The sequence below is a fragment of the Arthrobacter globiformis NBRC 12137 genome (assembly GCF_000238915.1).
Classification (GTDB): Bacteria; Actinomycetota; Actinomycetes; order Actinomycetales; family Micrococcaceae; genus Arthrobacter; species Arthrobacter globiformis.
In genome coordinates this window covers 1-25992 of record NZ_BAEG01000032.1, presented here as the reverse complement: position 1 = coordinate 25992, position 25992 = coordinate 1, and the positions used below count along the sequence as shown (strand labels likewise).

The following is a 25992-nucleotide window of genomic DNA, read 5'->3' as shown; positions in this document are numbered from 1 at the left end:
AAGACACGCCTAGCTGCAGCCGCAGCCGGCCAGCGCCGTGGCCGCTGTGTCCAGCGCCGGCTTGTTGCCCGCGGCTCCCGGCGTCAGGCCGTTGCCGATGAAGGAGAACACCAGGAGCCTGCCGTCGGCGTCCACCACGTACCCGCTCAGCGCGATGACCGTGTTCAGGGTTCCCGTTTTAGCCCGCACCAGGCCAGCGCCCTCGGCCGTGGACTCGTCGATATATCTGTCGCCGAGCGTGCCCGTCAGCCCCGCCACGGGGAACCCCGCCAGCGCAGCCCTGAGCCGGGTGTCCTTGCCGTTGGTGATGGCGCGGACCACCTCGGAGAACTGGCGGGCAGAAACCTGGTTGGCCGGGGCCAGTCCGGACACATCCGCGGCGAACATCCCGTCCGTGGGGATTCCCAGCCCGGAGAGCTGCTCAAGAACGGCCGCCCTGGCCGACTCGTTCGTCCCCGGCTGGCCGCCCGCCACAGCTGTCATGCGGCCAAGGGTTTCGGCGAGGTAGTTGTCCGAGGTCTGGAGCATGAGGTCTACCTGCTGGCTGACCGTCGCGGACCGCACCTCGGCGAGGACCTTGGCGTCCGCCGCCGGCTTTCCGTCAAGACGTACGACGGCGGGTGCCACCGTGAGGCCAGCGGCGGCACCTGCCGCCTTGAGCCCGGCAGCGAACGCCTCGCCGGAGGCGATGGCGGAGTCCTGGGGCCGGGGAGCCGTGGTGTCTGCGGGATCAAACCGCGCCGAGTTCAGTGCCAGCGGAAACAGCGGGGCCATCTCGCCGGCCGCAACGTCGTCCGGGCTCCAGGCCGGGTTCAGTGCCGGACCGGTGAAAAGGGAATCATCCACAAGCACCTGGAGCTGCCCCTTGAAGCCGCCTTTCCGAAGTGACTCCACAGTCTGCTTGGCCAGTGTGGCAAGCCCGGCATGGCCAAGGACCTTGGACTCGGCGGAGTCACCGGCGCCGAGCAGGACGTCGCCGCCGCCCACCAGCACGATGGACCTGGTTGCAGCCGCCGGAGCTGCTCCCGGTGTTTCGGCCGCCGGCCCGGCGAGGACCCTGGTGCTGAACCGTTCCTCGGGGCCGATTCCCCGCAGCGCGGCCACGGCGGTGAGGAGCTTCATGTTGGAGGCCGGAATCCTGCTGGCGGCACCTTCGCGGTCATAGAGAACCTTGCCGGTGGCGGCGTCCTGGACCACGGCAGTGAAGGAGCCGCCGCCGTCGGTCTTGAGGACGGGGTCGAGCCGGGCCGCCACGTTGGCGGGAACCGGCACCGGTGCGGCGTTGCTGAGCGGATCGATGCCCTGCGGGACGGACAGGCGTTCCGGGACCAGGTGCCAGGAGGGGGTCTGGGCGGGTTCGGCCGTGGACCGGGCCGGGCCTGTCAGCGCAGGGGCAATGAGCATCCCGGCGGGAAGGGCCAGCGCCAGGAGGAGCACTGTGAGCAGGACGGTGGGCCAGCTCCGGACCATGGTGGTAAGCCTGCCGCGGCCGCTCGCCGTGCTCCTGGTGCCGCTCATGCTGCTGGTCCTCAAAGTCCTGAAATTACCCCATTAGTTCCTGAAACCTGGGCCTCTCGCTATATCCTCAATAGTAGTCGGCGGCACCGACAGTCCATTTTTGGTTGATCATCGCGTGTGCCGCGAACACCAAGCAATCGTCGAGGAGCATTCCATGAAGCATGACGTGACCATCGAGATCCCCAAGGGATCGCGCGTCAAGTACGAAGTCGACCATGAGACCGGCCGAGTCCGCCTGGACCGTGTCCTCTTCACTTCCATGCAGTACCCCACCCACTACGGCTTCTTCGAGAACACCCTCGGCGAAGACGGTGACCCGCTGGACGCCCTGGTGCTCCTGCAGGACTTCGATCTGCACCCGGGCGTCATCGTCGAAGCCCGCCCGATCGGTGTCTTCAACATGACCGACGACGGTGGCGGGGACGCCAAGGTCCTCTGCGTTCCGGCCGACCCGCGCTTCGACCACATCCAGGAAGTCAGCGACGTCAACGAATTCCTGATCAAGGAAATCGAGCACTTCTTCACCCGTTACAAGGACCTGGAGCCCGGCAAGTGGGTCAAGGCCGAAGGCTGGGCCGACCGCGCTGCCGCCGAAGCCGAACTTGAGGCTTCGATCAAGCGTTACGTGCCCGCAGCGCACTAATCCCCACCGCCTCCCTAGCCTCGCCCGCTCGGCCAGGGAACCCCGACGGCGTGGGCCCACCCACCGCCTCCCTAGCCTCGCCCGCTCGGCCAGGGAACCCCGACGGCGTGGGCCCACCCACCGCCTCCCTGACAAGAGGCCCGACGGCGGCCGGTGCGGTTCCCCGTGAACCGCACCCGCCGCCGTCGTTCTTTAACGTGCGAATTGGCGGGCCGAAGTGTCCGTTCGCGCTCAGCGTGAGATCCGTAACGTGCCATCGGCTCCCGGCTTGCCTCAACGTGGGCACCGGGTAGTCTGATTTCCACAATGTTCACGCTGACTATCAATCAAACAGACAGCCGGCGCGACGGCGACCGGGTCCCGCATCTCCTTAAGGACCTACGGCATATCCCGGCGCGTCTGGACTTTGACCGCTCCGTTGAGGACGAGGTGCAGGGAATCGTGGATTGCCCGCACCAGGCGGTGGATGCCGCCCTGGTCGCGCTCCGCTGCGGGAGCTGGTATGTGGGGATCGGCGTGGGTCCGGTGAATGAGCCGCTGCCGAACCAGATCAAGGACGCCAGCGGGCACGGCCTCATCTACGCCCGCCGGGCCGTGGACCGCCTGCGCAACAGCAAGGAGCGCATCCCGGTGGCCGTGGAGGGTCCCCTGCCGGACGTCGCGGCCGAGTCAGAGTCTGTGCTCCGTTTGCTGGGCCACATAGTGCGGGACAGGAGCGAGGCCGAGTGGCGCGTGCTTGACCTGATGACCCCCGGGGTGCGCGGCCAGCAAAAGATGGTGGCCGCCGAACTCGGCATTACTTCCCAGGCTGTCAGCAAGGCCGTGGCGAGGTCGCAGTGGAACGAGGAGCACGCAGCCCGGCCGGCGGCGGCCAGGCTGCTCGCACTGATTCTCGACGTGCGCTAGACCGCCCGTCACGGCGGGCCGGCAGCTAGGGGGCCGGCCGCTAACGGATGCGGCTACAGGAGGCCGCGCAGCACGTGGGCGGCGCCGTCGTCGTATACCGATTTGGTGACCTCGTCCGCGGCGGCGACCACTTCCTCCGGAGCCTGCCCCATGGCTACCCCGCGGCCCGCCCAGGCGAGCATCTCGATGTCGTTGCGGCCGTCGCCGATGGCAACCGTGGCGGCGGGATCAACGCCGAGGCGGCTGCGGAGGTTCTCCAGCGCACTGGCCTTGGTGACGCCGGCAGCGGCGATGTCCAGCCACGCGGTCCAGCCGACCGAATAGGTAACACCGGCAAGGCCGATGTGCTGGATGGCTTCGTTGAACTCCTCCGGTGTGTTCTCCGCGCTGAAGACCACGACGCGGACCGCTGTGGCCTCGAGCATGGTCTGGAAGTCCACGCCGATGGCCTCGACGCCGAAGCTCGCGTCCTGGAAGCGCTCGGTGGAGAGGAAGTTCCCGTCCGCGTCCTCCAGCGCGTACTTTGCTGCCGGCAGGCGCTTTCGTAGGGCGCGGAGCGCCGGACCCGGATCGAAGGTGGCCTTGTGGATGATGTCGTAGCCGTTGGGCAGTCCGGGGTCCAGGCGGAGGGTCACGCCGCCGTTGCAGCAGACGGCGTAACCGCGTTCCAGGCCGATCTGTTCGATGATGGGGAGCGTGGCGTTGAGCGAGCGGCCGGTGGCGATCATGACCTCGTGCCCGGCCGCGACCACAGCCTGCGCGGCATCGCGGACCGGAGCGGACATGTGGCCGTCGTGGTCCACGAGGGTGCCGTCCACGTCCAGGGCGATCATGAGGTTCTGTTGTGCTTCTCGCCGGTCTTCGATGCCGGCGGCTGAGGATTCAGTCAGTGTAGTCATGCTTCCTAGTAGAGCAGACGCCCCTGACACCAGCTAGGACGCAGAGCACAGCAGCGCGTTAACAGCGGGTAAATATTCACACGTTGTTCCCGGTGTGAGTATTTACCCGCTGGACGGAACCGGCTTAGAGAACCGGGAGAACCTGGAGGCCGCCGAGGTACTTCTGCAGGGCCGAAGGCACGTTGACCGAGCCGTCGGCGTTCTGGTGGTGCTCCAGCAGTGCCACGATCCAGCGCGTGGTTGCCAGCGTGCCGTTGAGCGTGGCCACAGCACGGGTGCCCTTGGGGCTGCCGTCCTCGGTGAACACGCGTTCACGGATGTTGAGGCGGCGCGCCTGGAACGTGGTGCAGTTGGACGTGGAGGTCAGCTCGCGGTAGGCGCCCTGTGTGGGGACCCACGCTTCGCAGTCGAACTTCCGGGCCGCGGACATGCCGAGGTCGCCGGCGGCGGTGTCGATCACGCGGTACGGAAGCTCGCACTTGGCCAGCATCTGCTCTTCCCAGGCCAGCAGGCGTTCATGCTCGGCTGCAGCCTCTTCCACCGTGGTGTAGATGAACATCTCCACCTTGTTGAACTGGTGGACGCGGATGATCCCTCGGGTGTCCTTGCCGTGCGAGCCGGCCTCGCGGCGGTAGCAGGAGCTCTGTCCGGCGAAACGGATGGGGCCTGCGGAGAGATCCAGGATCTCGTCGGCGTGGTACCCGGCGAGCGGCACTTCAGAGGTGCCCACAAGGTAAAGGTCGTCTTCGGCGAGACGGTAGATCTCGGCGTCGTGCTTTACATCGAATCCGGTGCCCTGCATGGTCTCGGGACGCACCAGGGTGGGGGTGATCATGGGAATGAAGCCGGCCTCGATGGCCTGCTCCATGGCCATCTGCAGCAGGGCCATTTCCAGCCGGGCGCCCACGCCGCGCAGGAAGTAGAAGCGGGCACCGGAGACCTTGGCGCCGCGCTCCATGTCGATCGCGCCGATCAGTTCGCCGATCTCAAGGTGGTCGCGGGGTTCGAAGTCAGGGAATTCGCGCGGCGTGCCGACGGTCTTGACCACAACGTAGTCGTCCTCGCCGCCGGCCGGAACGCCGTCTTCAATGAGGTTGGGGATGGTGCGCAGCAGTTCTTCCTGCTTGGCCTGGGCAGCGTCGGCCTCAGCCGAGGCTGCCTTCACCGCACCCGCCAGCTCGCGGACCTCGGCGAGCAGTGCCTGCTTTTCCTCGCCCTTGGCCTGCGCCACCTTCTTGCCGAAAGCGTTCTGTTCGGCCCGGAGGTTTTCGAAGCTGATCAGTGCCGTGCGGCGCGCGGCGTCGGCGTCGATGATCGCGTCCACCAGGGTTTCGTCCGCACCGCGGGCGCGCTGGCTGGCGCGGAACTTGTCCGGATTTTCGCTGAGGTCTTTTACGTCGATCACCAGACAAGGGTATCGAATCTGCGGGACACTCCGGGCGGGATAGTGTTGGAGCACCATGAGCGACCTGCTTCTTTACGTCCTGATCGCTGTAGCCCTGGCCTTCGCCGTCTCCAGCTGGTGGGGCGTGCGCAGGCTGAAGGCCCTGCACGTCCGCAGCGCCGTGCGGGAAGTGGCCCATGAACACGGCCTGGAACGCCAGCGGGTCGCCGTCGTCCTCAACCCCATCAAGGCCAAGGCCGATGAAGCCCGCGCAACCATCCAGCGCGCCTGCCTGGCCGCCGGCTGGGAGGAGCCCCGCTTCTTCGAAACGACGCCGGAGGACCCCGGCCACTCGCAGGTCCGGTCGGCGCTGGAGTACGGGGCCGACGTCGTTCTTGTGGGTGGCGGTGACGGTACCGTGCGGGTGGCCGCCGAGGCCCTGGCCCACACCGGCGTGGCGATGGGACTGATCCCGCTCGGGACCGGCAACCTGCTGGCACGCAACGTGGACCTGGATGTTTACGACCTGCACGGAAGCATCCAGACCGCGCTCTTTGGCCACCAGCGGTTCATCGACACGGCGCGGATGAAAATCGAAAACTCCCGCACCGGCCACTCCTCAAGCCACTCGTTCCTCGTCATCGCCGGCATCGGCATGGACGCCGAGGTGGTGGGCGACACGAACGATGGCCTGAAGCGCGCCGTCGGCTGGCTTGCCTACACCGAGGCCGGCGTCCGCCACCTCCGCGGGCGCAGGAAGAAAGTCGCCATCTCGCTGGATGACCAGCCGGACCAGTCCAGGAAGATCCGCAGCATCCTGTTCGCCAACTGCGGCCTGGTTCCGGGCGGCATCGACTTCATCCCGCAGGCAATGATCGACGACGGGATGCTGGACGTGGTGGTCATGAGCCCCCGCAGCGCCGTGGGCTGGCTGGCGATGTACGCCAAGATCCTGTTCAAGCACAAGCGGCACCTGCCCGTCATGAGCGTCTACCGCTCCGGGAAGGTGGTCATCAAGTGCCCCGAACCCATGCCCACCCAGCTCGACGGCGACACGTCCGGTGATGCCACAAAGGTGACTGTGCAGGTGGAGCCGAGATCGTTGCTGGTGCGGGTCAGGGAAACCCTGGGATGACTGCGCCCTAGGCTGACTGCGCTGTGCCGGCGTGCTTGGCAGACTCGGCAGCGGCCTTGGCGGCAGCCCGGGCTTCGGACTGTTCGCGGATCATGGCCTGCTCCTCTTCGAAGCGAAGGCGGTCCGCACGGTCGGCGTCGTCCCCGTCCCAGTCCTGGTTCTCCGCTGTGGGCTTGGGATTGACGATCATTCCCTGGCCGTCGTTGTCATTCTTGTCCGACATGACCCGCTCCTTTCGTTGGGGTCATCCCTTTGTTGATCATGCAAGCATACGCACAGCAACAGGGGCAGGGAAGTGCCCGGTGGGGCATTTATCTACGCTGACGGCGAAGCTTCCACCAGTGTCTCCGGGCCCAGGGAGTCTCCGGCGAGTATCCCCTTGACCCATGCATGCGCTGCCTGGAATGCCTCATCGGACGTGTGCTCCGGCACCACGGGAGCCTGCGCATCGGCACGGCCGTACGAACCAAGGAACCGCGTGGCGGGGCTGATGCGGTGCAGGCCGGCGAGGGCGTCGGCCACCCGTGCGTCGCCGACGTGGCCGTCGGCGTCGATGCTGAAGAAGTAGTGCCCCAGGTACTGCCCGGTGGGCCGGGACTCGATGCGGCTCAGATTCACGCCGCGGGTGGCGAACTGGTCCAGAATTTCCATCAGCGCGCCCGGCCGGTCCTCGGGAAGGGGCACCACGACCGTTGTCTTGTCCGCGCCGGTCCGGGCCGGCAGGATGCCTGGACGGCTGACCAGGATGAACCGGGTCACGGCGCCCGGATTGTCACCGATGTTCTCGGCCAGCACATGCAGAGCCGGCTGCTCAGCGGCGACTATCGGCGCGCAGATCGCGGCGTCGTAGTGCGCGTCGTCCTCCAGCAGGCCCATCGCAGCAGCAGCCGTGGAGGACCCCGGAATGTATTCTGCGCCGGGAATATGCTCGTCGACCCACAACCTGCACTGCGCCCAGGCGTGCCCGTGCGTGGAGATCCGGCGGATCTGGGAAAGCTCGACGCCCGCCCGTGCCACCAGCACGAAGCTGATGGGCACGAGAGCCTCGCGGATGATCCTCAGTTCCTGTCCCGTGGCAATGGAATCCAGGGTGGCCGTAACACCGCCCTCCACCGAGTTTTCGATGGGCACCATCGCCGCGTCGGCTGATCCGTCCCGCACCCTGTCCAGAGCGGCGTTGACGTTGGAGGAGGGGATGCGCAGGGATTCGGCCGCGTCCGGAACCTGCAGGAGCGCCGCCTCCGTAAACGTGCCCTCGGGGCCGAGGAAGGTGTAGGTGCGGCGGGCGGAGGGCATGGATATTCCTTTGCGTGTATGGGAAGGGCAGGCAGGAGTTGCTGCTGCTACAGGACCACGGGCTTGAGGCCGTTGTCGGACACCAGCGGTTTGCCGGACTCGAGCCACTGGTCCATGCCGCCGGCTACGTTCACTGCGGAGTAGCCTTGGCCCACCAGCCACTGGGCTGCCCGGAAGGAACGCCCGCCGGTCCGGCAGATGACGTACAGGTCCTCGTCCGGGTCCAGATCATCCAGGCGGCCAGGCAACTGGTCCATGGGGATGTGCAGGGCACCTTCGGCGTGACCTGCCGCCCATTCGTAGTCCTCCCGCACGTCCAGGATGGTGGCGTCCGCGGGGACGTCCTTAACGGTGACGGTATCGAAGTCGCTCATGGGAGTCCTCTCCTTGGCCTCAAGCTCTCAGTTCCAGCGTATCGCCAGCGCAGCCCCCGCACCCTTCGGCCGGCACAGGTTACGCTGGTCCGAAGCCCGCGAGCCGCCGCAAAGGAGCACAGTGTCCGCCCCACCCCGCCTGGCCGACATCCACCGCCTGCCGGCCGTGCAGCTGAGGGCAGCGCTGCGTTCCGGGGAGGTCTCAGCCCGCGAAGTCACGGCGCATTTCCTCGCGCGGATCGAGGAATCGAACCCGCGGCTGGGTGCCTTTATCACCGTCACCGGGCCGAGGGCGATGGCCGAGGCCGCCGCAGCAGACGCCCTGTTCGCCCGGCGTCGTCCGGACCAGCCGCTGCCGCCGCTGCACGGGATGCCAGTGGCATTCAAGGACCTCACCGATGTTGCCGGCGTGGTAACCACCCACGGCAGCGCAGCACTGGACCGGCGGCCCGCACCGGCCGACGGCGCCCTCGCGGCAGCCGTCAGGGGCGCTGGTGCCATCTCCCTCGGCAAGACGCAGGTACCCGAATTCGGGCTGACGGCCTACAGCGAAAACCGCATCGCACCGCCGTCGCGTAATCCGTACGCCCTGAGCAGGAGTTCGGGCGGTTCCTCCGGCGGCAGCGCCGCTGCCGTGGCGGCAGGGCTGGTGCCGTTCGCGCCCGGGACCGACGGCGGCGGGTCGATCCGGATACCGGCGGCAGCGTGCGGCCTGCTGGGCCTGAAGCCCGGCAGGGGCGTGGTCCCGGCGGGTGAAAGCAGCGGGGATCCGGCCGGCCTGGTGGTGGCCGGACCGCTGGCGCGCTCCGCGGCCGACGCCGCGCTGCTGCTCGATGTCTTGGCCCACACCGGCCCCGGAACGCCAGACGGAGCGGGCTACCTGGAAGCCGTCAGCCGCGCGCCTGCCTCGCTGCGGATCGGTGTCAGCCTGGACAGCCCGTGGGGCGGGATCTTCCCGTTCACCCCGGATCCGGAGGCCCTGGACGCGCTGGACGCCGGCGTCCGGCTGCTCACCGGGGCGGGGCACCACGTCGCCGAGGCGGAGATCCGGTACGACAACCGATACCCCGACGCCTTCACCACCGCCTGGACAGCAGGCGTGGGCGCGGCCCGGATCGCGCCGCACCGCGAGGCCCTGCTGACGCCGCTGACGCGCACCTTCCGGCGGCGGGCGCAGCAGCGGAGCGCCGCCAAACTCAATGAATGCCTCGCGTTCCTGCGGCAATTTGAGCGCGACACGCTGGCACAGTATTCGGCCTGGGACCTGGTCCTGACGCCGGCGCTGGCCCAGACGCCGCGTCCGGTGGGCTGGTTCACCGGGTCGGGGCACGGGGACGGCAGGTGGCCGTCCCCGGAATGGGCAGGCGACGCCGACGGCGATTACCGGAGGCAGTGCGAGTTCGCACCATGGTCGTCCATGGTCAATGTGTGCGGCCTGCCGGCCATCAGCATTCCCGTGCACTGGACCGGCGGCAGCCCTGGGGCGGGGCTGCCGATGGGCATCCAGCTGATTGGGCGGCCCGGCTCAGAAGCACTGCTCCTGCAGGTGGCAGCCCAGCTGGGGTTCTAGGTTGGGGACCGGCCGCTCAGATGGTGCTGGACGTGCTGGCAACGCTCGCCAGGATGGTGAGTCCCACGATCGCGAGGACGGTCAGGACCAGGCCAAGGTACCCCATCACCAGGCCGGCGATGGCGAAGCCGCGGCCTGACGGTTCACGCCGCAGCGCCAGATGGCCCAGGATCACCGCGGCCAGCTGCGGCAGGATGAAGAATCCGAAGCCCAGGTAGACGGCAATGCCGCAGCAAAGGCTGGCAATGCTCAGGCTCTTCGGCTGGGGTGCTGCGCCGTAGTAGGAGGGCTGGCCGTACGGGCTGGCATAGGCCTGATTGTATTGCTGGCCGTACTGGTAGCCGTACTGCTGGCCATAGGGGCTGGCCGGCTGGCCGTAGGGACTGGCCGGCTGGCCGTACTGCTGGCTGGCGTCGCCGTACTGCCCGCCATACTGCTGGCCCGGGGTGTACTGCGTCGGGGTGTATTGCGGCGGATCGTACAGTGGCGGGGCCGGGATGTCCGGGCCCTGTTTGCCGTACGACGACTGGTGGTGGGTGTCCGGTGTCGGCTCGTCGCCGGATCCGGGACGCTGCTCTGTCATGGAAATCCCCTCATATGGTCCTCAACAGAACATTACCGCCGCCGCCACGGCAACGGATCGTGCACCGCAACGGATCGTGCACCGCAATGGCTCGGGAAGCCGGCTCACTTGGGGAGCAGCTCCCACAACAGCCACAGGGGCGGCGCCAACAACGCCGCGAAGACGAGGCCCGCGATGAGCGACCTTCCCACGACGCGCAGCACGGGGCCCGGACGTTGGTCCCGGCCGTAAAGGTAGTTCGGTGGAAGGGGACGGCTGTGCACGGTGTACCGTGGACCGGGCGCCGGAGCGCAGCCGGGGACGTTTCCGGCCGGGGGGTGTCCGCGCGTCGTGTATCGGGGCTGTGCTGGTTCCCGACGGTGCCGGCCTCCGGCACCTGCGGACGGGTGAGGAGCTGCCCAAGCTGCGCGTAGAGCAACAGCACCGAAGGGGCATCCAGCACGTCGGGCAGGTCGGTCACGGCGGCCGCGATGCAATCCATCCCCCGCACCTCGATGCCCGATCCGGTGGTGCCCTGCAATTCGGGCTGGGCCGTCAGGCAGATCAGCGAGCGGACCAGCCTCCGCCGCGGCGCCGGCAGGACAGCAGCCACCGCGGCTGCCTGCGCCAGCGCCGTCTCCACTGCCGGGAACCGGTCATGACCGTTCTGCCGCAGGGTTCCCTCAACGACGTCGACATGGCCGGACCAGTTCTTGGCACTGACCACCACCACCCCGCCGGGTCCCACCAGGACATGCTCCAGCCGGGCCAGCGGGCGGCCGGGCCAATGCACATCGTGCAGGAGGAACCAGCCGTAAGGCCCCAGTTGGGCTAGCCTTTCGGCCACGAGATGGCTGCTTTGCTCCGCGCTGACGGAGCCAGCAGCAATCCGTTCAGAGGCGAGCCTCGTCCGTTCGAATGCTGCATCTCCAGACCCCATTGTTCACCTCTGCATTACTCGCGCGTCGTCCAAATGACCGGCCCAATTCAACCGAACCAAATCACCCGGCCGTAAATGGCCCTGCCCGAAAAGCCGGCCAAATTGCCGTCCGAAACCGGCCGAATTATCCGCCCCCGTGGGCACGGCTGGAATTCAGCCACAGGCTTCCTGGACGTTTCCGCTGGTCCGGACGCCCGGCGTCGTACTTCATACCGGACTGATTCCTGCCGTTTGAACGTAACAGCCCCCTCAGGGGTGGGTATATAAGTACTTTTTCGGCACTACTCAGTTTCTTATCCCGGATAAATGCAAGTAGCCCGGAAAATTGATGACATTCCGCGTCACAGGGGCCGGATTCCGGACACTCCGTGTTGCCCTCCGCCGTCGTCTGGCATGCTGGTGCCATGGCTAGCCGAGCGGGCACAGTTGCCCAACCCCAAGACCTTGTCGACCTGACCGCACTGCTCGACGCGTACTACGACGTCAAGCCTGACTTGGGGGATCCCGGCCAGCGCGTGGCTTTCGGAACTTCCGGGCACCGCGGATCAAGCCTGAAAGCGTCCTTCAATGAAGGGCATATCGTGGCGATCACGCAGGCGATCGTGGAATACCGCGCCGGACAGGGCATCACCGGCCCGCTGTTCCTGGCCAAGGACACCCACGGGCTGAGCGAACCGGCGCAGAACTCCGCCCTTGAGGTGCTGGCGGCAAACGGCGTGAACGTCCTCATCGACGCGCGGCACGGCTACACCCCCACCCCGGCGCTGAGCCACGCCATCCTCACGTACAACAACAACGCCCCGGCCGGAGCCCCGCAGGCTGACGGCATTGTTGTCACCCCCAGCCACAACCCGCCGGCTGACGGCGGCTTCAAGTACAACCCTCCGCACGGCGGCCCTGCAGACACCGACGCGACGGGCTGGATCGCCAACCGCGCCAACGAACTCCTGGAGAACGGGCTCCGCGGCGTGAAGCGTATTCCGCTGGCCCAGGCCCTCGAGGCCGAAACCACCGGAAAGTTCGACTTCCTGAGCAGCTACGTGGACGATCTGCCTTCTGTCCTGAACCTGGACGCCATCCGGGACGCCGGGGTCCGGATCGGCGCCGACCCCATGGGCGGCGCGTCCGTGGACTACTGGGGCGAGATTGGCGAACGCCACCAGCTGAACCTAACGGTGGTCAACCCCACGGTGGACCCGCAGTGGGCCTTCATGACCCTGGACTGGGACGAGAAGATCCGGATGGACTGCTCTTCCCCGTCAGCCATGGCCTCGCTTATCAACCGGATGGCTGTTGGTGCGGACGGGTCCGCCGCCTACGACGTCGCCACCGGTAACGACGCCGACGCCGACCGGCACGGCATCGTTACCCCTGACGGTGGCCTGATGAACCCCAACCATTACCTTGCGGTGGCCATCGACTACCTGTACCGCAACCGCAGCGGCTGGAACCCGAACTCCGTCGTGGGCAAGACCCTCGTATCCTCCTCGATCATCGACCGCGTGGCGGGCGGCCTGGGCCGCAAGCTCGTGGAGGTGCCCGTGGGCTTCAAGTGGTTTGTCCCCGGCCTGCTCTCCGGCGAAGGCGCGTTCGGCGGCGAGGAATCAGCCGGCGCTTCCTTCAACAAGCGCGACGGCAGCGTCTGGACCACGGACAAGGATGGCATCCTGCTGGCACTGCTGGCTTCGGAGATCACTGCCGTCACCGGCAAGTCGCCGTCTCAACTCTACAAGGGCCTCACCGACCAGTTCGGCGCGCCTGTCTATGCACGCATCGACGCCGCCGCCACCCGGGACCAGAAGGCGGCGCTGGGCAAACTGTCCCCGGAGGACGTCACTGCCACTGAACTGGCCGGCGAGACGATCACCGCGAAGCTGACCAAGGCGCCGGGCAACGGCGCCTCCATCGGCGGCCTGAAGGTGGTTACCGAGAACGCGTGGTTCGCGGCCCGCCCCTCCGGCACCGAGGACGTCTACAAGATCTACGCGGAGTCCTTCAAGGGCGCCGACCACCTCAAGCAGGTCCAGGCCGAAGCCAAGGCGCTGGTGGACGGGGTCATTTCGTAGGGCTCCAGCCGGAACTGCAAGGAACCGGAAAGCGCCGGATGGCTTTGGCCATCCGGCGCTTTTCTGCTGCGGCCGCAGGCGCATAGTTGGGGCAGAACGGACCGGCCCAAGAAGTCCAAACAGGACTAACATTGGAATTGGCCCGGAGCATGCCTTGCAGTTCTTAACTGCAAAAATACTGTCCCGAATGCCTCCGGAATGTCCCCCATATTGCCGGAGGCATTCCGTGTCCGGGGCCAGTCAGTGGCGCAGTACGCGAAACGCTCAGACCGTGCGGACGACGTCCTCGTAGGCGAACTTGGGCTTGGCGTCACCCCAGGCCTCGGGACCCGGCTGGCCGATGTTCACCACCAGGAAGCTCTTCTGGTCGCCTGCCGGGAAGAACTCAGCGTCGATGGCAGCGAAGTCCGCACCGGTCATCGGGCCGGCGGCGAAACCGAGCGAGCGGACGGCCAGGATGAAGTAGCCGGCCTGCAGGTGGGCGTTGTTGTTGCCCGTGGAGGTGGCCAGGTCCGGGGATGCGTCGTACATGGCTTTGGGGGCGTTGTAGCCGGGGAGGAAGTTGTCCCACTGCTCCTGCCAGGCGGTGTCGTAGCTGAGGATCGCCACCAGGGGTGCGGAGGCCGTCTTGGCCCGGTTGCCCGAGGACAGGGCGGCCACGAGCTTGCCGCGGGCCTCCTCCGAGCGCACATAGGTGACGCGCAGGGGCTGGGAGTTGAAGGCCGTGGGGCCGAACTTGGTCAGTTCGTAGATGGCGCGGGCCTGCTGCTCGCTGACTTCACCGGTAAACGCGTTGGCGGTGCGGGCCTCGGCAAAGATGGCATCCACGGCGGCGGAATCGATTACTGCTTCTTCGTGGGCGATGGTCATTCGCGCCCCTTTCACTAGGCCGACATCCCAGCGGGCGTCGGGCAGTCCTGTTGCTTGCGGTGGTTCAGTTGCTTTCCCCGGGTTCAACCGGATGCAGCGGCAGGCTCTTCCCGGAACGGCCAAATGGGCGGCGTGACGTTTGACACGCCCAGGCGCCTGCTTGCTGGACACACTGCTGGCAGGATTCCCTCTCGTGCCCGCGTCCGGCGGGGTATTCTTGCTCCTGAAGATCCAGCCCGGCGAGCGGGCAAACTCCCTCTCCGAAAGGCCCCGCCAATGAGCATGCTCGGAACCAAATGGAAGCTGCACGGCAACGGCAAGGCAGTGCGTCCGGGCGAAGTTGTGGCTCCCGGCGAACGGCTCACGTGGCCGCTGACCATCGGCGTGGGAATGCAGCACGTCGTGGCCATGTTCGGCGCCACCTTCCTGGTGCCGATCATCACCGGCATGCCGCCGGCCACCACCCTCCTTTTCTCCGGCATCGGCACGCTCCTGTTCCTCGTGATCACCCAGGGCCGGGTTCCCAGCTACCTCGGGTCAAGCTTTGCGTTCATCGCCCCCATCACGGCGTCCCAGCAGCAGTTCGGCGTGCCCGGCGCGCTGGGCGGCGTGGTGATGGCCGGAGCCGGCCTCGCCGTGATCGGCGCGATCGTGCAGAAGTTCGGCGCCGGCTGGATCAACCGGCTGATGCCGCCGATTGTCACCGGCGCCATCGTGGCCCTGATCGGGCTCAACCTGGCTCCGGCCGCGAAGAACAACTTCGACGCCGCCCCCGTGACAGCACTGATCACGCTGGTGACCATCATCGTGGTGAGCGTCCTGTTCCGCGGGATCTTTGGCCGCCTCAGCATCCTGGTGGGTGTGGTGGTGGGCTACCTTGTGGCCATGCTCCGGGGCGAGGTGGACTACTCCAAGATGGACGCCGCCCCGTGGGTGGGCCTCCCCCACTTCCAGACCCCGGAGTTCCACCTCGGCGTGGTGGGCCTGTTCGTTCCTGTGGTCCTGGTCCTGGTGGCGGAGAACATCGGCCATGTTAAGTCCGTGTCCGCCATGACCGGCCAGAACCTGGACGGGGTCTCCGGCCGTGCCCTGATGGCGGACGGCGCCGCCACGGTGCTCGCCGGCTTCGGCGGCGGCTCAGGCACCACCACCTATGCGGAAAACATCGGCGTCATGGCAGCCACCAAGGTCTACTCCACGGCTGCTTACTGGGTGGCCGGCATCTTCGCCATCCTGCTGAGCTTCTCACCGAAGTTCGGCGAACTGATCGCCACCGTTCCGCCGGGCGTGCTGGGCGGCGCGGCAACCATGCTGTACGGCATGATCGGCGTCCTCGGTGTGAAGATCTGGGTCCAGAACAAGGTCAACTTTTCGAACCCGGTCAACCTGACCACCGCCGCGGTCTCCCTCATCATCGGCATCGCGGACTACACCTGGACCGTCGGGGAACTGAAGTTCACGGGCATCGCGCTCGGGTCCGCTGCAGCCCTGGTGATCTACCACGGCATGAAGGCCATCGCGCGGGCGCGCGGCACCGCTGCCGAGCCCGAGACCGAACAGCAGGGCCTGCCGCCCGCAGCCAAGGCGGCCATCAACGCCGCAGCAAAGAGGCAGCCCAAAAAGCGCTAGCATTTCTGCACCACTTTGTGGCTCCGGCCCAAACGGCAAGGCCGCGGCGCCCCTGTTCGAACGGGGCGCCGCGGCCTTGCCGGTTTCGGAAGCGGTGCAAAAATGCTTACCCGGCGTCGAACGTTTCGTCGTCGTCGTTGGGTGACTTCTCCTTCGGCAGGTCGTCCCCGCTGCCGTCCGGAATGCCCGAGGCGTCCTGCCCGGGTTCCGAGGAGAACTGCCCGGCGCCGGATTCGTCAGCGTTGCCTTCGTCGATTTCGGCGTCCGCAGAGGGTACGGCCGTGTCCGCGTCTTCGGCGCCCGCCCCGGGTGAGGCGTCCGGATCGCGCGGCAGCGGTGATTCGCCGGGGGCCGGGTCAAAGCCCGCCACGCTGCTTTCGTTCTCGGCGTGCAGCTGCTCATCGGTTCCGCCGAAGCGTCCTGCGCCAGGTTCGCCGGAGCTGTCCTGGTCCTCCTGGGCGAAGTGGCTGAGGTTCGGCGTGCCGGTCTGGAAGGTCTCACCCTCGGGGCTGTTCTGGTTCAGGCCCGCGGCGTCGAAGTCTTCCTCTTCCCGGGGCTGGGCAAACTGCTGGCCGCCGGCTTCCTGTTCCGCGGTGGGTGTGCCGTAGCCTCCCACTTCCTCTTCAGGGGCGGTGTGCTGGTTGTCCTGGCTCATCTGTTCCTCCTGCTTGGTGGGGAATTGCTTGGCTGGGAATTGTTGGGTATTCGGGAGAACTCATAGGCCTTTTCCGCCGGTCACGGGAACCACCGCCCCGGACATGTACGAACCGGCGTCGGAAGCCAGCAGAACGTAGGCGGGGGCAAGCTCGGCAGGCTGGCCGGCGCGCTGCAGCGGGGTGTCCTGACCGAACTTGGGCAGCTTGTTCGGCCATTCGGTGGCGGGGATGAGCGGTGTCCAGATGGGCCCGGGCGCCACGGCGTTCACGCGGATCCCCTTGGGTCCCAGTTCCTGGGCGAGGGCTTTGGTAAAGGCCACCTGGGCCGCTTTGGTCATGGCGTAGTCAATGAGCCCGGGAGAGGGATTGAATGCCTGGATGGAGGCCGTGGTGATGATCGAGGCACCGGCTTTCAGGTGCGGCACCGCTGCCCGGGCAGTCCACAGCAGGGAGTACAGGTTGGTCTTGAAGACGCGGTCGAACTCCTCCGTGGGCAGCGTTTCAAGGCTGTCGCGGTTCTTCTGGTAGGCGGCGTTGAGCACCACCACATCGAGCCGGCCGAACTCAGCAACAGCGTCCTGGACTATCGCCGTGCTGAAGTCCTCGTTCCTGCCGTCACCGGCGAGGAGCAGTGCCCGCCGGCCGGTCTTGCGGATCCATTCGGCGGTGTCCTGCGCATCGTCCTCCTCTTCGGGAAGGTAGGAAATGGCGACGTCGGCCCCCTCGCGTGCGAAGGCGATGGCCACCGCCTTGCCGATGCCGGAGTCGCCGCCCGTGATGAGCGCCGCCTTGCCCTCCAGCGCCCCGCTTCCTTCGTAGCTCAGCTCGCCGTGGTCCGGTTGCGGGTCCATGGGTGCGGTCAGGCCCGGCTGCTTCTGTTCCTGCCTTGGAAAGGGCCCTGAATGGTACGTTCCCCGGGGATCACCGGGCTGGTCAGACTGCTTGGCTGGGTCGCTCATTTGTCCACCTGCTCACATTGTCGGGCTGCCGGTTGTTCGAACCTAACGCAGGTTTGCGGAGCAAGTCCACCACCTGGCGCAAAGCTAGTCAGTAAACTTAGCATTTGTTGAATTAGGGCAGACTTGAGCCTAGGTTTGAGGCAAACTCGCACGCCACGGGCACGACAGAGGAGGGCTAATGACCGATCCGGATGCCCCGGCCGGCAGCGGCCGGAACGAGACCCGCGAGGAGCAGCTGGACCGGAACTGGATGGAACTGATCCAAGAGCTGCGGGTCCTGCAGACCGGCGTCCAGATCCTTGCCGGTTTCCTGCTGACGTTGCCGTTCCAGCAGCGCTTTGAAACCCTCGATGACTACCAGGTCACTCTCTACCTCGTGAACGTGGCCCTTGCCGCGCTGACCACGGCGTTCATCCTCCTGCCGGTCAGCGTCCACCGCCGGCTGTTCCGGAAGCGGCTCAAGGCTACCCTCGTAGCCAGCGCGGACAACATCACCAAAATCGCCCTCGGCGGCGTGGCGGCCCTGAGTGTGGGAACCGCCGCGCTGGTGTTCGACGTTACGGCCGGCCGCAGGGTGGGCCTCATCGCCGGCGGCGTGCTGCTGGCCGTGCTGGCCATCCTCCTGGCCTATGTCCCCGTGCACCTGCACAGGAAGGCCAGGAAGGAAGAGCAGTAGCGTCAGGCCCCTTCCAGCACCTGGCGCGTGGCCCAGGCGAGGTATTTGCCGGCGTCGGAGATGGCGTCCTGCGGACTGGGTGCAACATCCAGCAGCTGCGCCGCAGCCACCACGCCGTGTTCGGCCAGTTCCTCCGGCGTGACCAGGATGCGTCCCGCCACCGCGACCACGGGGATGCCCCGCTCCCGGGCGGCCTCCGCAAGCGCGATGGGGGCCTTGCCGGTGAGCGACTGCGAGTCCATGGAGCCCTCGCCGGTGATCACGAGGTCGGCGTCGGCAAGCTTCCCGGCCAGCCCGGTCAGCGCGGCAACCAGCGCGAATCCGCCTTCCAAGGTGGCCTGGGCGAAGGCCAGGAACGACGCCGGGAAGCCGCCGGCGGCGCCGGCGCCGGGGACGTTGACGTCCCGCCCCGTCGCCTCCCGGAGGAGGGATGCCCAGTTGCGCAGGCCGGCGTCGAGCTTCTCAATGGCGTCGTCGTCGGCGCCCTTCTGGCGGCCGAAGACATGCGCGGCGCCGGTGGTGCCGTAGAGCGGGCTCTGGACGTCGCAGGCAATCCGGAACTGGACCGCGGACAGCCGCGGGTCCAGGCCGGAGACATCGAGGGAAACGACGTCGGCCAGCGAGCCGCCGCCCAGCGGCACCACGTTCCCCGCGGCGTCGAGCGGTTTAAGGCCCAGCGCGCGGAGGGCACCGCTGCCGGCGTCGGTCATGGCCGAGCCGCCGACGCCCAGCACGATTTCCGTGGCCCCGGCGTCGAGGGCAGCGGCAATGAGCTGGCCGCAGCCGTAACTGTGCGCCCGCAGGGAGTTCTCCGGTGTGGGCTCCATGTGGGCCAGGCCGGAAGCCTGCGCGGTCTCGATGACTGCAGTGGTGGCGCCGGACTTGTCCTTCCGGAGGGCCCAGGCGGCGCCAATGGGGGCCAGGATGGGACCAACAACGGCGTTGATCCGCTCCTCGTAACCGGCGGCGACGGCGGATTCCAGGGTTCCCTCGCCGCCGTCGGCAATCGGAAACTGGGTGGTCACGGCGTCCGGGTAGACACGGAGTGCACCCTCGGCGATGGCGGCGGCGGCTTCGACGGCGGTGAGTGATCCCTTGAATTTGTCAGGGGCGATGAGGATACGCATGCCCCTATCCTGCCATCAGCGCCGGGGAATGGGCTTGCCCGGTCCGTCATGCGGTCAGCTTTAGGCTCCTGAGGCTGGTGGTAATGCCGGCGTCCAGCTGCTGCCTATTCGTCGTGCCCCTGGTCGCCGCTCATCTGGTCTTCGGCGGGCGGCGTCTCGCCGGGCGGCACTCCCCCGCCGGGCTCAAGTCCGGTGATGTTGCCGTCCAGGGGGTCGGGGTTGGGCGTGGCGGCCGGGTCCCCGCCTGCAGGGCCCTCTGCCTTGGCTTCGTCTGTCCTGGCGGCGTCCCGGTCCGGGTTGGCCGGGTCGTTTTCGGGATGGTAGGTGCTCATGGTCCTGCGGTCCTCCTTGGAACAGGCCGCCGGCGTGGCGACGGACTTCGGTGACGGACTCATGCTGCCGGGTCCGGCAGCACTGGACTAATTGTAAGCATGCTGATAATTCTGGAACAGTCAGATGCCACGCAGTCCGGCCCCGCCGGAACGTATCGAAGGAGCAAGCTGATGGGAATCGGCGACAGCATTGGCAAAGCAGCGGAAAACGCGATGGAGGACCTGGCGCAGACGTCCGATCCTACGGATGACGCCCACGTTCCTGAGCCCGGAGCATCCGACGAGGACATCCAGGTCCACTCCTCCATCAGCGAAGGTTCCAACGCCCGGGATGGCGACGACGGTCCGCAGCAAGGCAGCCGCACCACCTACACGCCGCAGGGCCCGGGCACCGAGGCGAGCGAAGGTCAAGGCAGGTCGGGCACGTCCGCCGACGAATCCGGCCGGCCAACCGGGGCGGCGGCGTCCGGCGGCATCGGCGCGGCAGGCGCCACGGACGCCCCGGAAGCAGCGCGCGGCGTACCCGGCCCGGCAGGTCTTCCCGATCCGGATCCGGAGGAAATGGGGGCAGATCCTTCGGAAGGGGACCAGGACCCGGGCACCGGTCTGGGACGCGGCTAGGTCCTGGGCGCGCCTGGCTGAGTACACCTAGCCCCACTGCCCGCGTGACTGCAGGACTTCCTTCAGCAGGTCGGCGCGGTCGGAGACGATCCCGTCCACGCCGAGGTCGAGCAGCCGGTGCATCTCGGCGGGGTCGTTGATGGTCCAGACGTGCACATACAGCCCGAGCGCGTGCGCCCGGCGAACAAATCCCGGGGTGACGACGGGGATGGCCCGGTAGCGGACCGGCACCTGCAGGGCATCGACGTCGCGCAGCGCCCGGCGCAGCACGGCGCGCACCGGTGACCTGAACGCGCGAACGGACAGCAGCGGCCCCAGCACCAGGAAGAGGGCGTTGGCCTGCCTGCCCGCCGACGAAGCCGTCCTGCGGCTGAGCTGCTTGAGGACCGCGCGGCGCCGGCGGTCGGAGAAACTGGCGATCAGCACCCGGTCATGGACCTGGTGGCGCTCTATCGCGGCCACCACGCTGGGGACGGAGTGCCAGTCCTTGACCTCGAGATTGATGCGCGTATTTGGAAATGCCGCCACAAGTTCGTCAAACGTGGGCACAGGCTCCGTCCCGCCGATCCGCACGCGCCGCACCTCGTCTGCCGTGAGGTCACGGATCCGGCCGTGACCGTCCGTGACCCGGTCCAGGGTCAGATCGTGGAAGAGGAGCAGCACGCCGTCGGACGTGGTGTGTAGATCCGTTTCGAGGTGGGAATAGCCGAGCTCGACGGCGGCGCGGAACGCCGCCAGCGAGTTTTCCAGGCCGGTACGCGAAAATCCGCGGTGGGCTAAGGCCACAGGCCCGGCAGCGGAGAAGTAAGGCAGGGTTCCCGTCATCCCCGAAGCTTAACGGAGCACCCTCAGGCGGGCAGGATCTCCACGCCGTCGCTGCAGTGCAGGAGCGTTCGGCCGCGGCCGCCGTCGAGATCCACCCACACCACGGTGCGGTCCGGAGTGACAGCCGAAATGAGGCCTCCGGTTTCAACGCCAGGCGCCAGCCGGACACTGACCCGGTCCCCCTCGCGTAGGGCCGACCAGTGCGGGGCCGGCTCAACGGGACGCAGCGGGCCCTCAGCCGCATTCTTGCTCTTTTTCCTGGCCACGATGTCCCCTATCGGTCACTCACCCAACAGGCCACACCCTACGGTCCGCACATGAACGCAGGTTGACCGCCAGCCGGGAGTTCGGTGACAGGCGGGCGACAGCCGGCTTACGGCAGCTGAAGCCCCAGCGCAGCGAGCTTTTCCTCGAGAATCTGGGCCACGCCGTCGTCGTCAAAATGCGGCGCCTGCTGGCCGGCCGCCCGGATCGCCTCCGGATGCCCGCTGGCCATGGCATAGCCGTGGCCGGCCCAGCGGAGCATCTCAATGTCGTTGGGCATGTCGCCGAACGCCACGACATCCGCGGCATCTACCCCCAGCGAGGCGGCGTATTCGGCCAGCGTAACGGCCTTGTTGATCCCGGGCACGGCGAGCTCCAGCATGGCGACGGTGGGCGCCGAATGCGTCACCGACGCGAGGCTCCCGACGGCGGGACTTACCTCGGCGAGGAACTCGTCGGCCGTGCCTTCGCGGACGATGGCCAGGAACTTGACGACGGCGTCCTCCGCGGTGAGCGTCGAGGCCAGCGGGGCAGGGGTGAATTCGGACAGCAGTTCGCTTGAGCCGTTTTCGATGAATCCTGGCTCGAGGTGGAAGCCGGTGAGGGTTTCGGCGGCGAAGAGGGCCGTGGGGCGCACCTTTTTGATGATCCGCCGGATTTCGAAGATGTCGTCGATGGCCATGGTCTGCGCCGAAACAACCTTGTCCGCTTCGAGGTCCCAGACCACGGCGCCGTTCGAACAGATCACCGTGCCGGTGTGGCCCAGCTGCTCTTCGAGCGGGTGCAGCCAGCGCGGCGGGCGGCCGGTGACAAAGACGAGTTCGACGCCGGCCCTCCGGCAGGCGTGGAAGGCACGGACGGTGCGGTCACTGATTTTTCCGTCGTGCCCAAGGATCGTTCCGTCTATGTCACTCGCTACCAACCGCATGCTGCCAGTTTACGTGGGCGGACTGCATGGTCTCCGCAGCAGCCGGCGCCGGCTCAGGAGACGGGCAGGTTCACCGTAACGGTGGTTCCCTTGCCGGGCTCGCTCCGCAGGCTGATGGAACCGCCGTGGCCCTCGACGATGGTCTTGCTGATCGGCAGCCCCAGGCCGGCCCCCGGGATGGCAGTCTCACGTGAGCGGGCGGACCGGAAGAACTTGGTGAACGCCTGCTCCTGTTCCGGCCCGTCCATGCCGATGCCGCTGTCCGCGATGGAACAGACAACGTGGCTGTTCACCCGGTGCGCCCTGGCAATAACCCGTCCGCCGTCCGGCGAAAACTTGATCGCGTTGGAGACCAAATTGCCGAACACCTGGCGGATCCGCCCCGGGTCGACGCGGGCGGTCAGGGGCTCCTCGACGTCGAGGACCAGTTCCACGCCACTGCCGCTGGCGTGGGTACGGGCGGACGAAACCACACTGGCCAGCAGACCCGCCACATCGGCCTCCTGCAGGTTCAGTTCGACCCGTTCGGAGGCAACGGCGATCAGATCGTTCACGAGGCCGAGCAGGTGAGTGGCATTGCGCTGCACGATCTTCAGCTCGTCTTCGATGTCTTCGTGGCCGGGCTCGTCCAGGACCAGTTCGAGGTAGCCCAGGATGGACGTCAGCGGGGTGCGGAGCTCGTGGGACACGGTGGCGACGAAGTTGTCCTTGGCCGACAGGGCACGGATCAGCGCCGTGACCTCGGCGAAGGTGATCACCGCACCTGCATGGTTTCCATCGGTGGAACTCATGGTGCGGGCCGTGACCGAATAGGCGCGCATGTCCTCGCCCTCGCCGGCCTTGCTTTTACCGGCATCGCCCTCACTGGCCCAGTACAGCGCGTCGGTGAACGTCTCGCCTGCGGCGGCGCGCGCTGTCGGAAAGCGTGCCGGTGGCACCGGAGTGGTCCGGTCAGCCTCGAACAGCCGCGGCTGGCTGGCTGACGGGGCCAGACCGGACAGCGCCGCGTCCGTCTGCAGGGCACGGTTGGTCAGGATGTCCCGCCCTTGGCTGTCCACGACCCAGACGCCGACATTGACCGTGGAAAGCACCGCGTCCAGGAGCTGCTGCCGACGGACACTTTCGGCGGTGGTGTCCGCGAGCGCCTCGTCCTGCCTGACCAGTGTCTCTCGCTGGCGGTAGAGGGTACCCGCCACCACGTGGGCCGTCACTGCAATTGCAGCCATGACAAGCGGCAGGAAGATCGTCCGGATCATCGACCCCTGCGTGGGCGGTGTACCCAAGGCTGCCGCGGGCAGTACCGTGCTGAGGACGGTTGCGGCCACGGCGAGAACAACGCCGGCCCGGTTGCGGTCGACCGACAGCCACACCACAGGAAAGACCAGCAGGAGGCTCAAGACGCTGAAGCTGGGACCGCCGGCCTCCCGCGTGAAACCGATGGCCAGGCAGTCCAGCGCCGGAATCAGCACCCATGTCCTGGCCGGAAGTCTGCCCCAGGGAACGGCCACGCTCAGGACAAAAAGCGCGGTATGCGCCAGCAACGCGAGCCGGAAGCGGGAGTCGGCCAATGTCTCCGGGTGAAAAACTGCGGCCGCGGCAACCACCAGGAGCACCGTGACGGAGAGGGGCAACTGCCGGACCATGACGCGGCCGCGATCGCCAAGGCCGCCAAAGAGTGCGTCCACCTTATCCGCCACGGCGGAGCGCGAGCCGCCACCGGGCAGTTGTTCCGGCTGGGCACGCGTTTCACTTACCTGGCTCATCAGTCCCTTCCCCCCGGAGCAGAATGAAGTACGTTCCTCCAGCTGCTTGAAGGCACTGGTCACAGCCTAACCGGCAGGAGGCGGCCGAGCCGAGGCTAGCCCGAGATAATCCCATCTTTACGAAGCCTGTTTTTCCGCGCGCCCTCTTCCCGCGGCGGCGCCGTGGACTCCCTGACCACCAGCTGGATGGCGAGTTCCACCCCTCGCGAATCCAGCACTTCGCCCCGCATCCGGCGCAGGACGAACCGCAGGGCAGTGGCACCCATCTCCTGCAGCGGCTGCGAAACCGACGTCAGCGGCGGCACTGACTCCTCGGCCTGGTAGGTGCCGTCGAAGCCGACCAGGCTCATGTCCTCAGGCACCCGGATCCCCTGCCGGCGCGCTTCGGCAGAGGAATCGCCCAAGGTCTACGCCGACGCCGCCTACATGGCGGGAGTGGACCTGATCATGCAGTGCATGACCATGACCACGATTGAAAGGGACGAGTTCGAGGGACTGCGGGCCGCCGTCGAGAACGGCACGGGCCTGGCCGGCTGGCACGGCGGGATCGCGGATTCCTACCGCAACAGCTCCGACTACCTGCACCCGATCGGCGGCCAGTTCGCGTGCCACCCCGGCAAGCATCCGGACGAGCGCATCGGGGAGCAGTCCGACAACTACGTGCCGTACACGGTGAACATGCTCCCGGCCGCCGCCCACCATCCAACACATGTCACGGGAGTGCTGGTGCCCGCTTCCGGCGCCCTTTCCACGCTGCTCATGAGCTTCGAGGCCGTGAAATCCAAGTCGGCCAACATCGAAATCCACGGTGAACGCGGCTCCTTGGCGGTGCCCGACCCGAACCATTTCGACGGCGATGTCCAGGTCTTCCCGCTTGGCGCGGACGATTGGCAGACCCTGCCACTCTCGGCGGGCTACGTCGACTCCGGACGCGGCTTCGGGATCGCCGATCTCGCCGCAACACCACAGGGCTCCGAGCCGCGCGCCGGCGGCCAGCTGGCCTACCACGTCCTCGACGTGATGGAGTCCATGCTGGCTTCGGCCCGGACGGGTTCCGCGGTGCAGATCAAGAGCACGGCGGCCCGTGCGGACCCGGTGGAACTGACGGCGCTGGCCGTAACAAGTCGCCGAGGTCAGCTCGTAGGAGCGGATCCCTCCCTTGTCCGGTGAAGCGGCGGCGGTAATTCCGCCGCCGCTTCACCCGTATCGGGTTCGCTTCTACTGTTGCGGTTGGCCGGGCTGTTGCGGCCGGCCCCGCTGTTCCGGCTGGCTGGTTCCAGACAGGTTGATTGAGCTCCTGCCGATTCCTGCTGGCCCGGTTCCCGGCAGCGGTGGTGCCGTTGACTGGTAGGTGTGGCCAGTGGGTGTGGTGAGTTCGATGGTGTGCCGCGGCCCGGGTCTGGGTTGGGCTTTCCAGCCGGAGAGTTCCTTGGTGTGGTTGCAGGCTTCGCAGAGCCCGGCGCCGTTGGCCAGGCTGGTTGGACCGTCGTTGTGCCAGGGGATGATGTGGTCGTGGTGGCGGATCGGGGCGTCGCAGTAGGGGGTGCGACAGGTGTCGTCGCGGACCTGGATGAAGCGGCGCAGCTTTGGCGGGAACAGGCGCCGTTTCGAGTCCATGGCCACGAGGTCACCTGTCCTTGGGGCGGTGTAGAGCCGGCGGAGCCAGGTTTTGAGCTCCTCACGTCCGTCACTCTTTTCCTGCGTTATCAGGTCCCGTGCCCAGGCGGCGGGGACAACACCGTAGCCGGTGAGGCGGGCGGGTTCGGTGTCGGCTTGGAGGAGGGTGCGGTCGGTCATGACGAGGTTGATTTCGATGCCGGTGATGCCGCCGGGGGTGCCGGTGGTGCGTTCGACGAGGGTGTCGGCCTTGATTTGTCCCAGGCTGCGGGGGTCGCCGGCGGACTTGAGGGTGTCCGCGTGCCGGGTCAGGGCCGCGTAGACTGCGACGCCCTCATGGGCGGGCAGCAGCGCCGTCAAATAGGTCATGCAGTCCGGGGCCGGTCGGAGGCTCACGGTCCGTTCCGATGCGGCGTGGCTGGCGCGCTGGGT

Annotated in this window: 25 protein-coding genes and 4 pseudogenes; 10 read left to right on the top strand and 19 right to left on the bottom strand. The window is 67.3% G+C overall.

Annotated features, from left to right (window positions below):
• Window positions 1-9: 9 nt before the first annotated feature.
• Window positions 10-1518: a D-alanyl-D-alanine carboxypeptidase/D-alanyl-D-alanine endopeptidase gene (gene dacB, locus ARGLB_RS05205; protein ID WP_003799715.1), complete on the bottom strand. Its 1509-nt coding sequence runs from the start codon at window positions 1516-1518 to the stop codon at window positions 10-12.
• Window positions 1519-1672: 154 nt separating this feature from the next.
• Here dacB and ARGLB_RS05200 point away from each other — a divergent pair, with 154 nt between their 5' ends.
• Together ARGLB_RS05200 and ARGLB_RS05195 are read left to right on the top strand one after the other, a co-directional pair.
• Window positions 1673-2161 carry an inorganic diphosphatase gene (locus ARGLB_RS05200; protein ID WP_003799714.1) on the top strand — a complete coding sequence of 163 codons (489 nt, stop codon included), beginning with the start codon at window positions 1673-1675 and terminating at the stop codon, window positions 2159-2161.
• A gap of 306 nt (window positions 2162-2467) precedes the next feature.
• Window positions 2468-3067 (top strand): hypothetical protein, encoded by a 600-nt coding sequence (locus ARGLB_RS05195; RefSeq protein WP_003799712.1) that lies wholly within the window; start codon window positions 2468-2470, stop codon window positions 3065-3067.
• Between the two features lie 53 nt (window positions 3068-3120).
• On the opposite strand, the gene ARGLB_RS05190 is transcribed toward ARGLB_RS05195, so the two are convergent.
• Entirely contained in the window at window positions 3121-3966 is an 846-nt protein-coding gene (locus tag ARGLB_RS05190; RefSeq protein ID WP_003799709.1) for an HAD family hydrolase, read from the bottom strand.
• 124 nt (window positions 3967-4090) lie between these two features.
• Window positions 4091-5371: a serine--tRNA ligase gene (serS, locus tag ARGLB_RS05185; protein ID WP_043418050.1), complete on the bottom strand. Its 1281-nt coding sequence runs from the start codon at window positions 5369-5371 to the stop codon at window positions 4091-4093.
• Between the two features lie 55 nt (window positions 5372-5426).
• Here serS and ARGLB_RS05180 point away from each other — a divergent pair.
• A pseudogene (locus tag ARGLB_RS05180) lies at window positions 5427-6473 on the top strand (diacylglycerol/lipid kinase family protein); the annotation flags it as partial.
• A gap of 19 nt (window positions 6474-6492) precedes the next feature.
• Here the strand turns inward: ARGLB_RS05180 and ARGLB_RS05175 are convergent.
• The 3 genes from ARGLB_RS05175 to ARGLB_RS05165 all read right to left on the bottom strand — a co-directional run bounded on the left by ARGLB_RS05175 (window position 6493) and on the right by ARGLB_RS05165 (window position 8155).
• Window positions 6493-6708 (bottom strand): hypothetical protein, encoded by a 216-nt coding sequence (locus ARGLB_RS05175; protein WP_003799704.1) that lies wholly within the window; start codon window positions 6706-6708, stop codon window positions 6493-6495.
• Window positions 6709-6800: 92 nt separating this feature from the next.
• On the bottom strand, window positions 6801-7781 hold the full coding sequence (pheA, locus tag ARGLB_RS05170; protein WP_003799702.1) for a prephenate dehydratase: 981 nt from the start codon (window positions 7779-7781) through the stop codon (window positions 6801-6803).
• Between the two features lie 47 nt (window positions 7782-7828).
• Window positions 7829-8155: a rhodanese-like domain-containing protein gene (locus tag ARGLB_RS05165; RefSeq protein WP_003799701.1), complete on the bottom strand. Its 327-nt coding sequence runs from the start codon at window positions 8153-8155 to the stop codon at window positions 7829-7831.
• A gap of 139 nt (window positions 8156-8294) precedes the next feature.
• On the opposite strand from ARGLB_RS05165, the gene ARGLB_RS05160 reads away from it, so the two are divergent.
• A complete protein-coding gene (locus ARGLB_RS05160) occupies window positions 8295-9725 on the top strand; it encodes an amidase (RefSeq protein ID WP_043418075.1) in 1431 nt (476 codons plus the stop codon).
• A gap of 16 nt (window positions 9726-9741) precedes the next feature.
• Here ARGLB_RS05160 and ARGLB_RS05155 read toward each other — a convergent pair whose 3' ends face one another.
• Both ARGLB_RS05155 and ARGLB_RS22660 read right to left on the bottom strand, forming a co-directional pair.
• Window positions 9742-10308 (bottom strand): DUF4190 domain-containing protein, encoded by a 567-nt coding sequence (locus ARGLB_RS05155; RefSeq protein WP_003799696.1) that lies wholly within the window; start codon window positions 10306-10308, stop codon window positions 9742-9744.
• Window positions 10309-10318: 10 nt separating this feature from the next.
• Window positions 10319-11227, bottom strand: coding sequence for an NERD domain-containing protein (locus ARGLB_RS22660; protein ID WP_083839596.1), 909 nt, complete (start codon window positions 11225-11227; stop codon window positions 10319-10321).
• A gap of 404 nt (window positions 11228-11631) precedes the next feature.
• Between ARGLB_RS22660 and pgm the strand changes: the two genes are divergently transcribed.
• A complete protein-coding gene (gene pgm, locus ARGLB_RS05145; protein ID WP_003799692.1) occupies window positions 11632-13293 on the top strand; it encodes a phosphoglucomutase (alpha-D-glucose-1,6-bisphosphate-dependent) in 1662 nt (553 codons plus the stop codon).
• Window positions 13294-13557: 264 nt separating this feature from the next.
• Here pgm and ARGLB_RS05140 read toward each other — a convergent pair whose 3' ends face one another.
• A complete protein-coding gene (locus ARGLB_RS05140) occupies window positions 13558-14163 on the bottom strand; it encodes a malonic semialdehyde reductase (protein WP_003799690.1) in 606 nt (201 codons plus the stop codon).
• A gap of 276 nt (window positions 14164-14439) precedes the next feature.
• On the opposite strand from ARGLB_RS05140, the gene ARGLB_RS05135 reads away from it, so the two are divergent.
• Window positions 14440-15792 (top strand): uracil-xanthine permease family protein, encoded by a 1353-nt coding sequence (locus tag ARGLB_RS05135; RefSeq protein WP_003799688.1) that lies wholly within the window; start codon window positions 14440-14442, stop codon window positions 15790-15792.
• A gap of 106 nt (window positions 15793-15898) precedes the next feature.
• Here ARGLB_RS05135 and ARGLB_RS05130 read toward each other — a convergent pair whose 3' ends face one another.
• Both ARGLB_RS05130 and ARGLB_RS05125 read right to left on the bottom strand, forming a co-directional pair.
• The gene (locus ARGLB_RS05130) at window positions 15899-16447 is read right to left on the bottom strand and encodes a hypothetical protein (RefSeq protein WP_003799685.1); all 549 of its coding nucleotides are present in this window, start codon (window positions 16445-16447) and stop codon (window positions 15899-15901) included.
• Window positions 16448-16507: 60 nt separating this feature from the next.
• Entirely contained in the window at window positions 16508-17407 is a 900-nt protein-coding gene (locus ARGLB_RS05125) for an SDR family oxidoreductase (RefSeq protein ID WP_003799683.1), read from the bottom strand.
• A gap of 178 nt (window positions 17408-17585) precedes the next feature.
• Between ARGLB_RS05125 and ARGLB_RS05120 the strand changes: the two genes are divergently transcribed.
• Window positions 17586-18083: a DUF6328 family protein gene (locus ARGLB_RS05120; RefSeq protein ID WP_003799682.1), complete on the top strand. Its 498-nt coding sequence runs from the start codon at window positions 17586-17588 to the stop codon at window positions 18081-18083.
• Window positions 18084-18085: 2 nt separating this feature from the next.
• Here ARGLB_RS05120 and ARGLB_RS05115 read toward each other — a convergent pair whose 3' ends face one another.
• Window positions 18086-19210, bottom strand: coding sequence for a glycerate kinase (locus ARGLB_RS05115; RefSeq protein WP_003799680.1), 1125 nt, complete (start codon window positions 19208-19210; stop codon window positions 18086-18088).
• 104 nt (window positions 19211-19314) lie between these two features.
• Window positions 19315-19542, bottom strand: a complete 228-nt coding sequence (locus ARGLB_RS05110; protein WP_003799677.1) for a DUF6480 family protein — start codon at window positions 19540-19542, stop codon at window positions 19315-19317.
• A 171-nt stretch (window positions 19543-19713) separates the two neighbouring features.
• On the opposite strand from ARGLB_RS05110, the gene ARGLB_RS23960 reads away from it, so the two are divergent.
• Entirely contained in the window at window positions 19714-20163 is a 450-nt protein-coding gene (locus ARGLB_RS23960; protein ID WP_003799676.1) for a hypothetical protein, read from the top strand.
• Window positions 20164-20190: 27 nt separating this feature from the next.
• On the opposite strand, the gene ARGLB_RS05100 is transcribed toward ARGLB_RS23960, so the two are convergent.
• The 5 genes and pseudogenes from ARGLB_RS05100 to ARGLB_RS05080 form a co-directional block, all read right to left on the bottom strand.
• The gene (locus tag ARGLB_RS05100) at window positions 20191-20988 is read right to left on the bottom strand and encodes a glycerophosphodiester phosphodiesterase family protein (RefSeq protein WP_003799673.1); all 798 of its coding nucleotides are present in this window, start codon (window positions 20986-20988) and stop codon (window positions 20191-20193) included.
• A gap of 23 nt (window positions 20989-21011) precedes the next feature.
• Window positions 21012-21254, bottom strand: a complete 243-nt coding sequence (locus ARGLB_RS05095; RefSeq protein ID WP_003799671.1) for a hypothetical protein — start codon at window positions 21252-21254, stop codon at window positions 21012-21014.
• Between the two features lie 107 nt (window positions 21255-21361).
• Window positions 21362-22180, bottom strand: coding sequence for a Cof-type HAD-IIB family hydrolase (locus tag ARGLB_RS05090; RefSeq protein WP_003799669.1), 819 nt, complete (start codon window positions 22178-22180; stop codon window positions 21362-21364).
• Window positions 22181-22233: 53 nt separating this feature from the next.
• Window positions 22234-23943, bottom strand: coding sequence for a sensor histidine kinase (locus ARGLB_RS05085; protein WP_139023263.1), 1710 nt, complete (start codon window positions 23941-23943; stop codon window positions 22234-22236).
• Window positions 23944-24038: 95 nt separating this feature from the next.
• Window positions 24039-24332: pseudogene (locus tag ARGLB_RS05080) on the bottom strand (substrate-binding domain-containing protein); the annotation flags it as partial.
• A gap of 1 nt (window position 24333) precedes the next feature.
• Here ARGLB_RS05080 and ARGLB_RS23000 point away from each other — a divergent pair.
• Together ARGLB_RS23000 and ARGLB_RS22995 are read left to right on the top strand one after the other, a co-directional pair.
• Window positions 24334-24648, top strand: a pseudogene (locus ARGLB_RS23000) (ThuA domain-containing protein); the annotation flags it as partial.
• A pseudogene (locus ARGLB_RS22995) lies at window positions 24649-25113 on the top strand (gfo/Idh/MocA family oxidoreductase); the annotation flags it as partial.
• A 48-nt stretch (window positions 25114-25161) separates the two neighbouring features.
• Here the strand turns inward: ARGLB_RS22995 and ARGLB_RS05065 are convergent.
• Window positions 25162-25992, bottom strand: an 831-nt coding sequence (locus ARGLB_RS05065) for an HNH endonuclease (RefSeq protein ID WP_003799663.1), incomplete at its 5' end; no start/stop codon positions are given.

Bases quoted from the DNA above. Each gene is read 5' to 3' on its own strand.
- ARGLB_RS05090 (WP_003799669.1), bottom strand. From the start codon at position 22,180: ATGCGGTTGGTAGCGAGTGACATAGACGGAACGATCCTTGGGCACGAC.
- ARGLB_RS05155 (WP_003799696.1), bottom strand. From the start codon at position 10,308: ATGACAGAGCAGCGTCCCGGATCCGGCGACGAGCCGACACCGGACACC.
- ARGLB_RS05110 (WP_003799677.1), bottom strand. From the start codon at position 19,542: ATGAGCACCTACCATCCCGAAAACGACCCGGCCAACCCGGACCGGGAC.
- ARGLB_RS05175 (WP_003799704.1), bottom strand. From the start codon at position 6,708: ATGTCGGACAAGAATGACAACGACGGCCAGGGAATGATCGTCAATCCC.
- ARGLB_RS05120 (WP_003799682.1), top strand. From the start codon at position 17,586: ATGACCGATCCGGATGCCCCGGCCGGCAGCGGCCGGAACGAGACCCGC.
- ARGLB_RS05165 (WP_003799701.1), bottom strand. From the start codon at position 8,155: ATGAGCGACTTCGATACCGTCACCGTTAAGGACGTCCCCGCGGACGCC.
- ARGLB_RS05085 (WP_139023263.1), bottom strand. From the start codon at position 23,943: ATGAGCCAGGTAAGTGAAACGCGTGCCCAGCCGGAACAACTGCCCGGT.
- ARGLB_RS05125 (WP_003799683.1), bottom strand. From the start codon at position 17,407: ATGAGCGACCCAGCCAAGCAGTCTGACCAGCCCGGTGATCCCCGGGGA.
- ARGLB_RS05100 (WP_003799673.1), bottom strand. From the start codon at position 20,988: ATGACGGGAACCCTGCCTTACTTCTCCGCTGCCGGGCCTGTGGCCTTA.
- ARGLB_RS23960 (WP_003799676.1), top strand. From the start codon at position 19,714: ATGGGAATCGGCGACAGCATTGGCAAAGCAGCGGAAAACGCGATGGAG.
- dacB (WP_003799715.1), bottom strand. From the start codon at position 1,518: ATGAGCGGCACCAGGAGCACGGCGAGCGGCCGCGGCAGGCTTACCACC.
- pgm (WP_003799692.1), top strand. From the start codon at position 11,632: ATGGCTAGCCGAGCGGGCACAGTTGCCCAACCCCAAGACCTTGTCGAC.
- pheA (WP_003799702.1), bottom strand. From the start codon at position 7,781: ATGCCCTCCGCCCGCCGCACCTACACCTTCCTCGGCCCCGAGGGCACG.
- ARGLB_RS05195 (WP_003799712.1), top strand. From the start codon at position 2,468: ATGTTCACGCTGACTATCAATCAAACAGACAGCCGGCGCGACGGCGAC.
- ARGLB_RS05140 (WP_003799690.1), bottom strand. From the start codon at position 14,163: ATGACCATCGCCCACGAAGAAGCAGTAATCGATTCCGCCGCCGTGGAT.
- ARGLB_RS05115 (WP_003799680.1), bottom strand. From the start codon at position 19,210: ATGCGTATCCTCATCGCCCCTGACAAATTCAAGGGATCACTCACCGCC.
- ARGLB_RS05130 (WP_003799685.1), bottom strand. From the start codon at position 16,447: ATGAGCCAGGACAACCAGCACACCGCCCCTGAAGAGGAAGTGGGAGGC.
- ARGLB_RS22660 (WP_083839596.1), bottom strand. From the start codon at position 11,227: ATGGGGTCTGGAGATGCAGCATTCGAACGGACGAGGCTCGCCTCTGAA.
- ARGLB_RS05135 (WP_003799688.1), top strand. From the start codon at position 14,440: ATGAGCATGCTCGGAACCAAATGGAAGCTGCACGGCAACGGCAAGGCA.
- ARGLB_RS05190 (WP_003799709.1), bottom strand. From the start codon at position 3,966: ATGACTACACTGACTGAATCCTCAGCCGCCGGCATCGAAGACCGGCGA.
- ARGLB_RS05200 (WP_003799714.1), top strand. From the start codon at position 1,673: ATGAAGCATGACGTGACCATCGAGATCCCCAAGGGATCGCGCGTCAAG.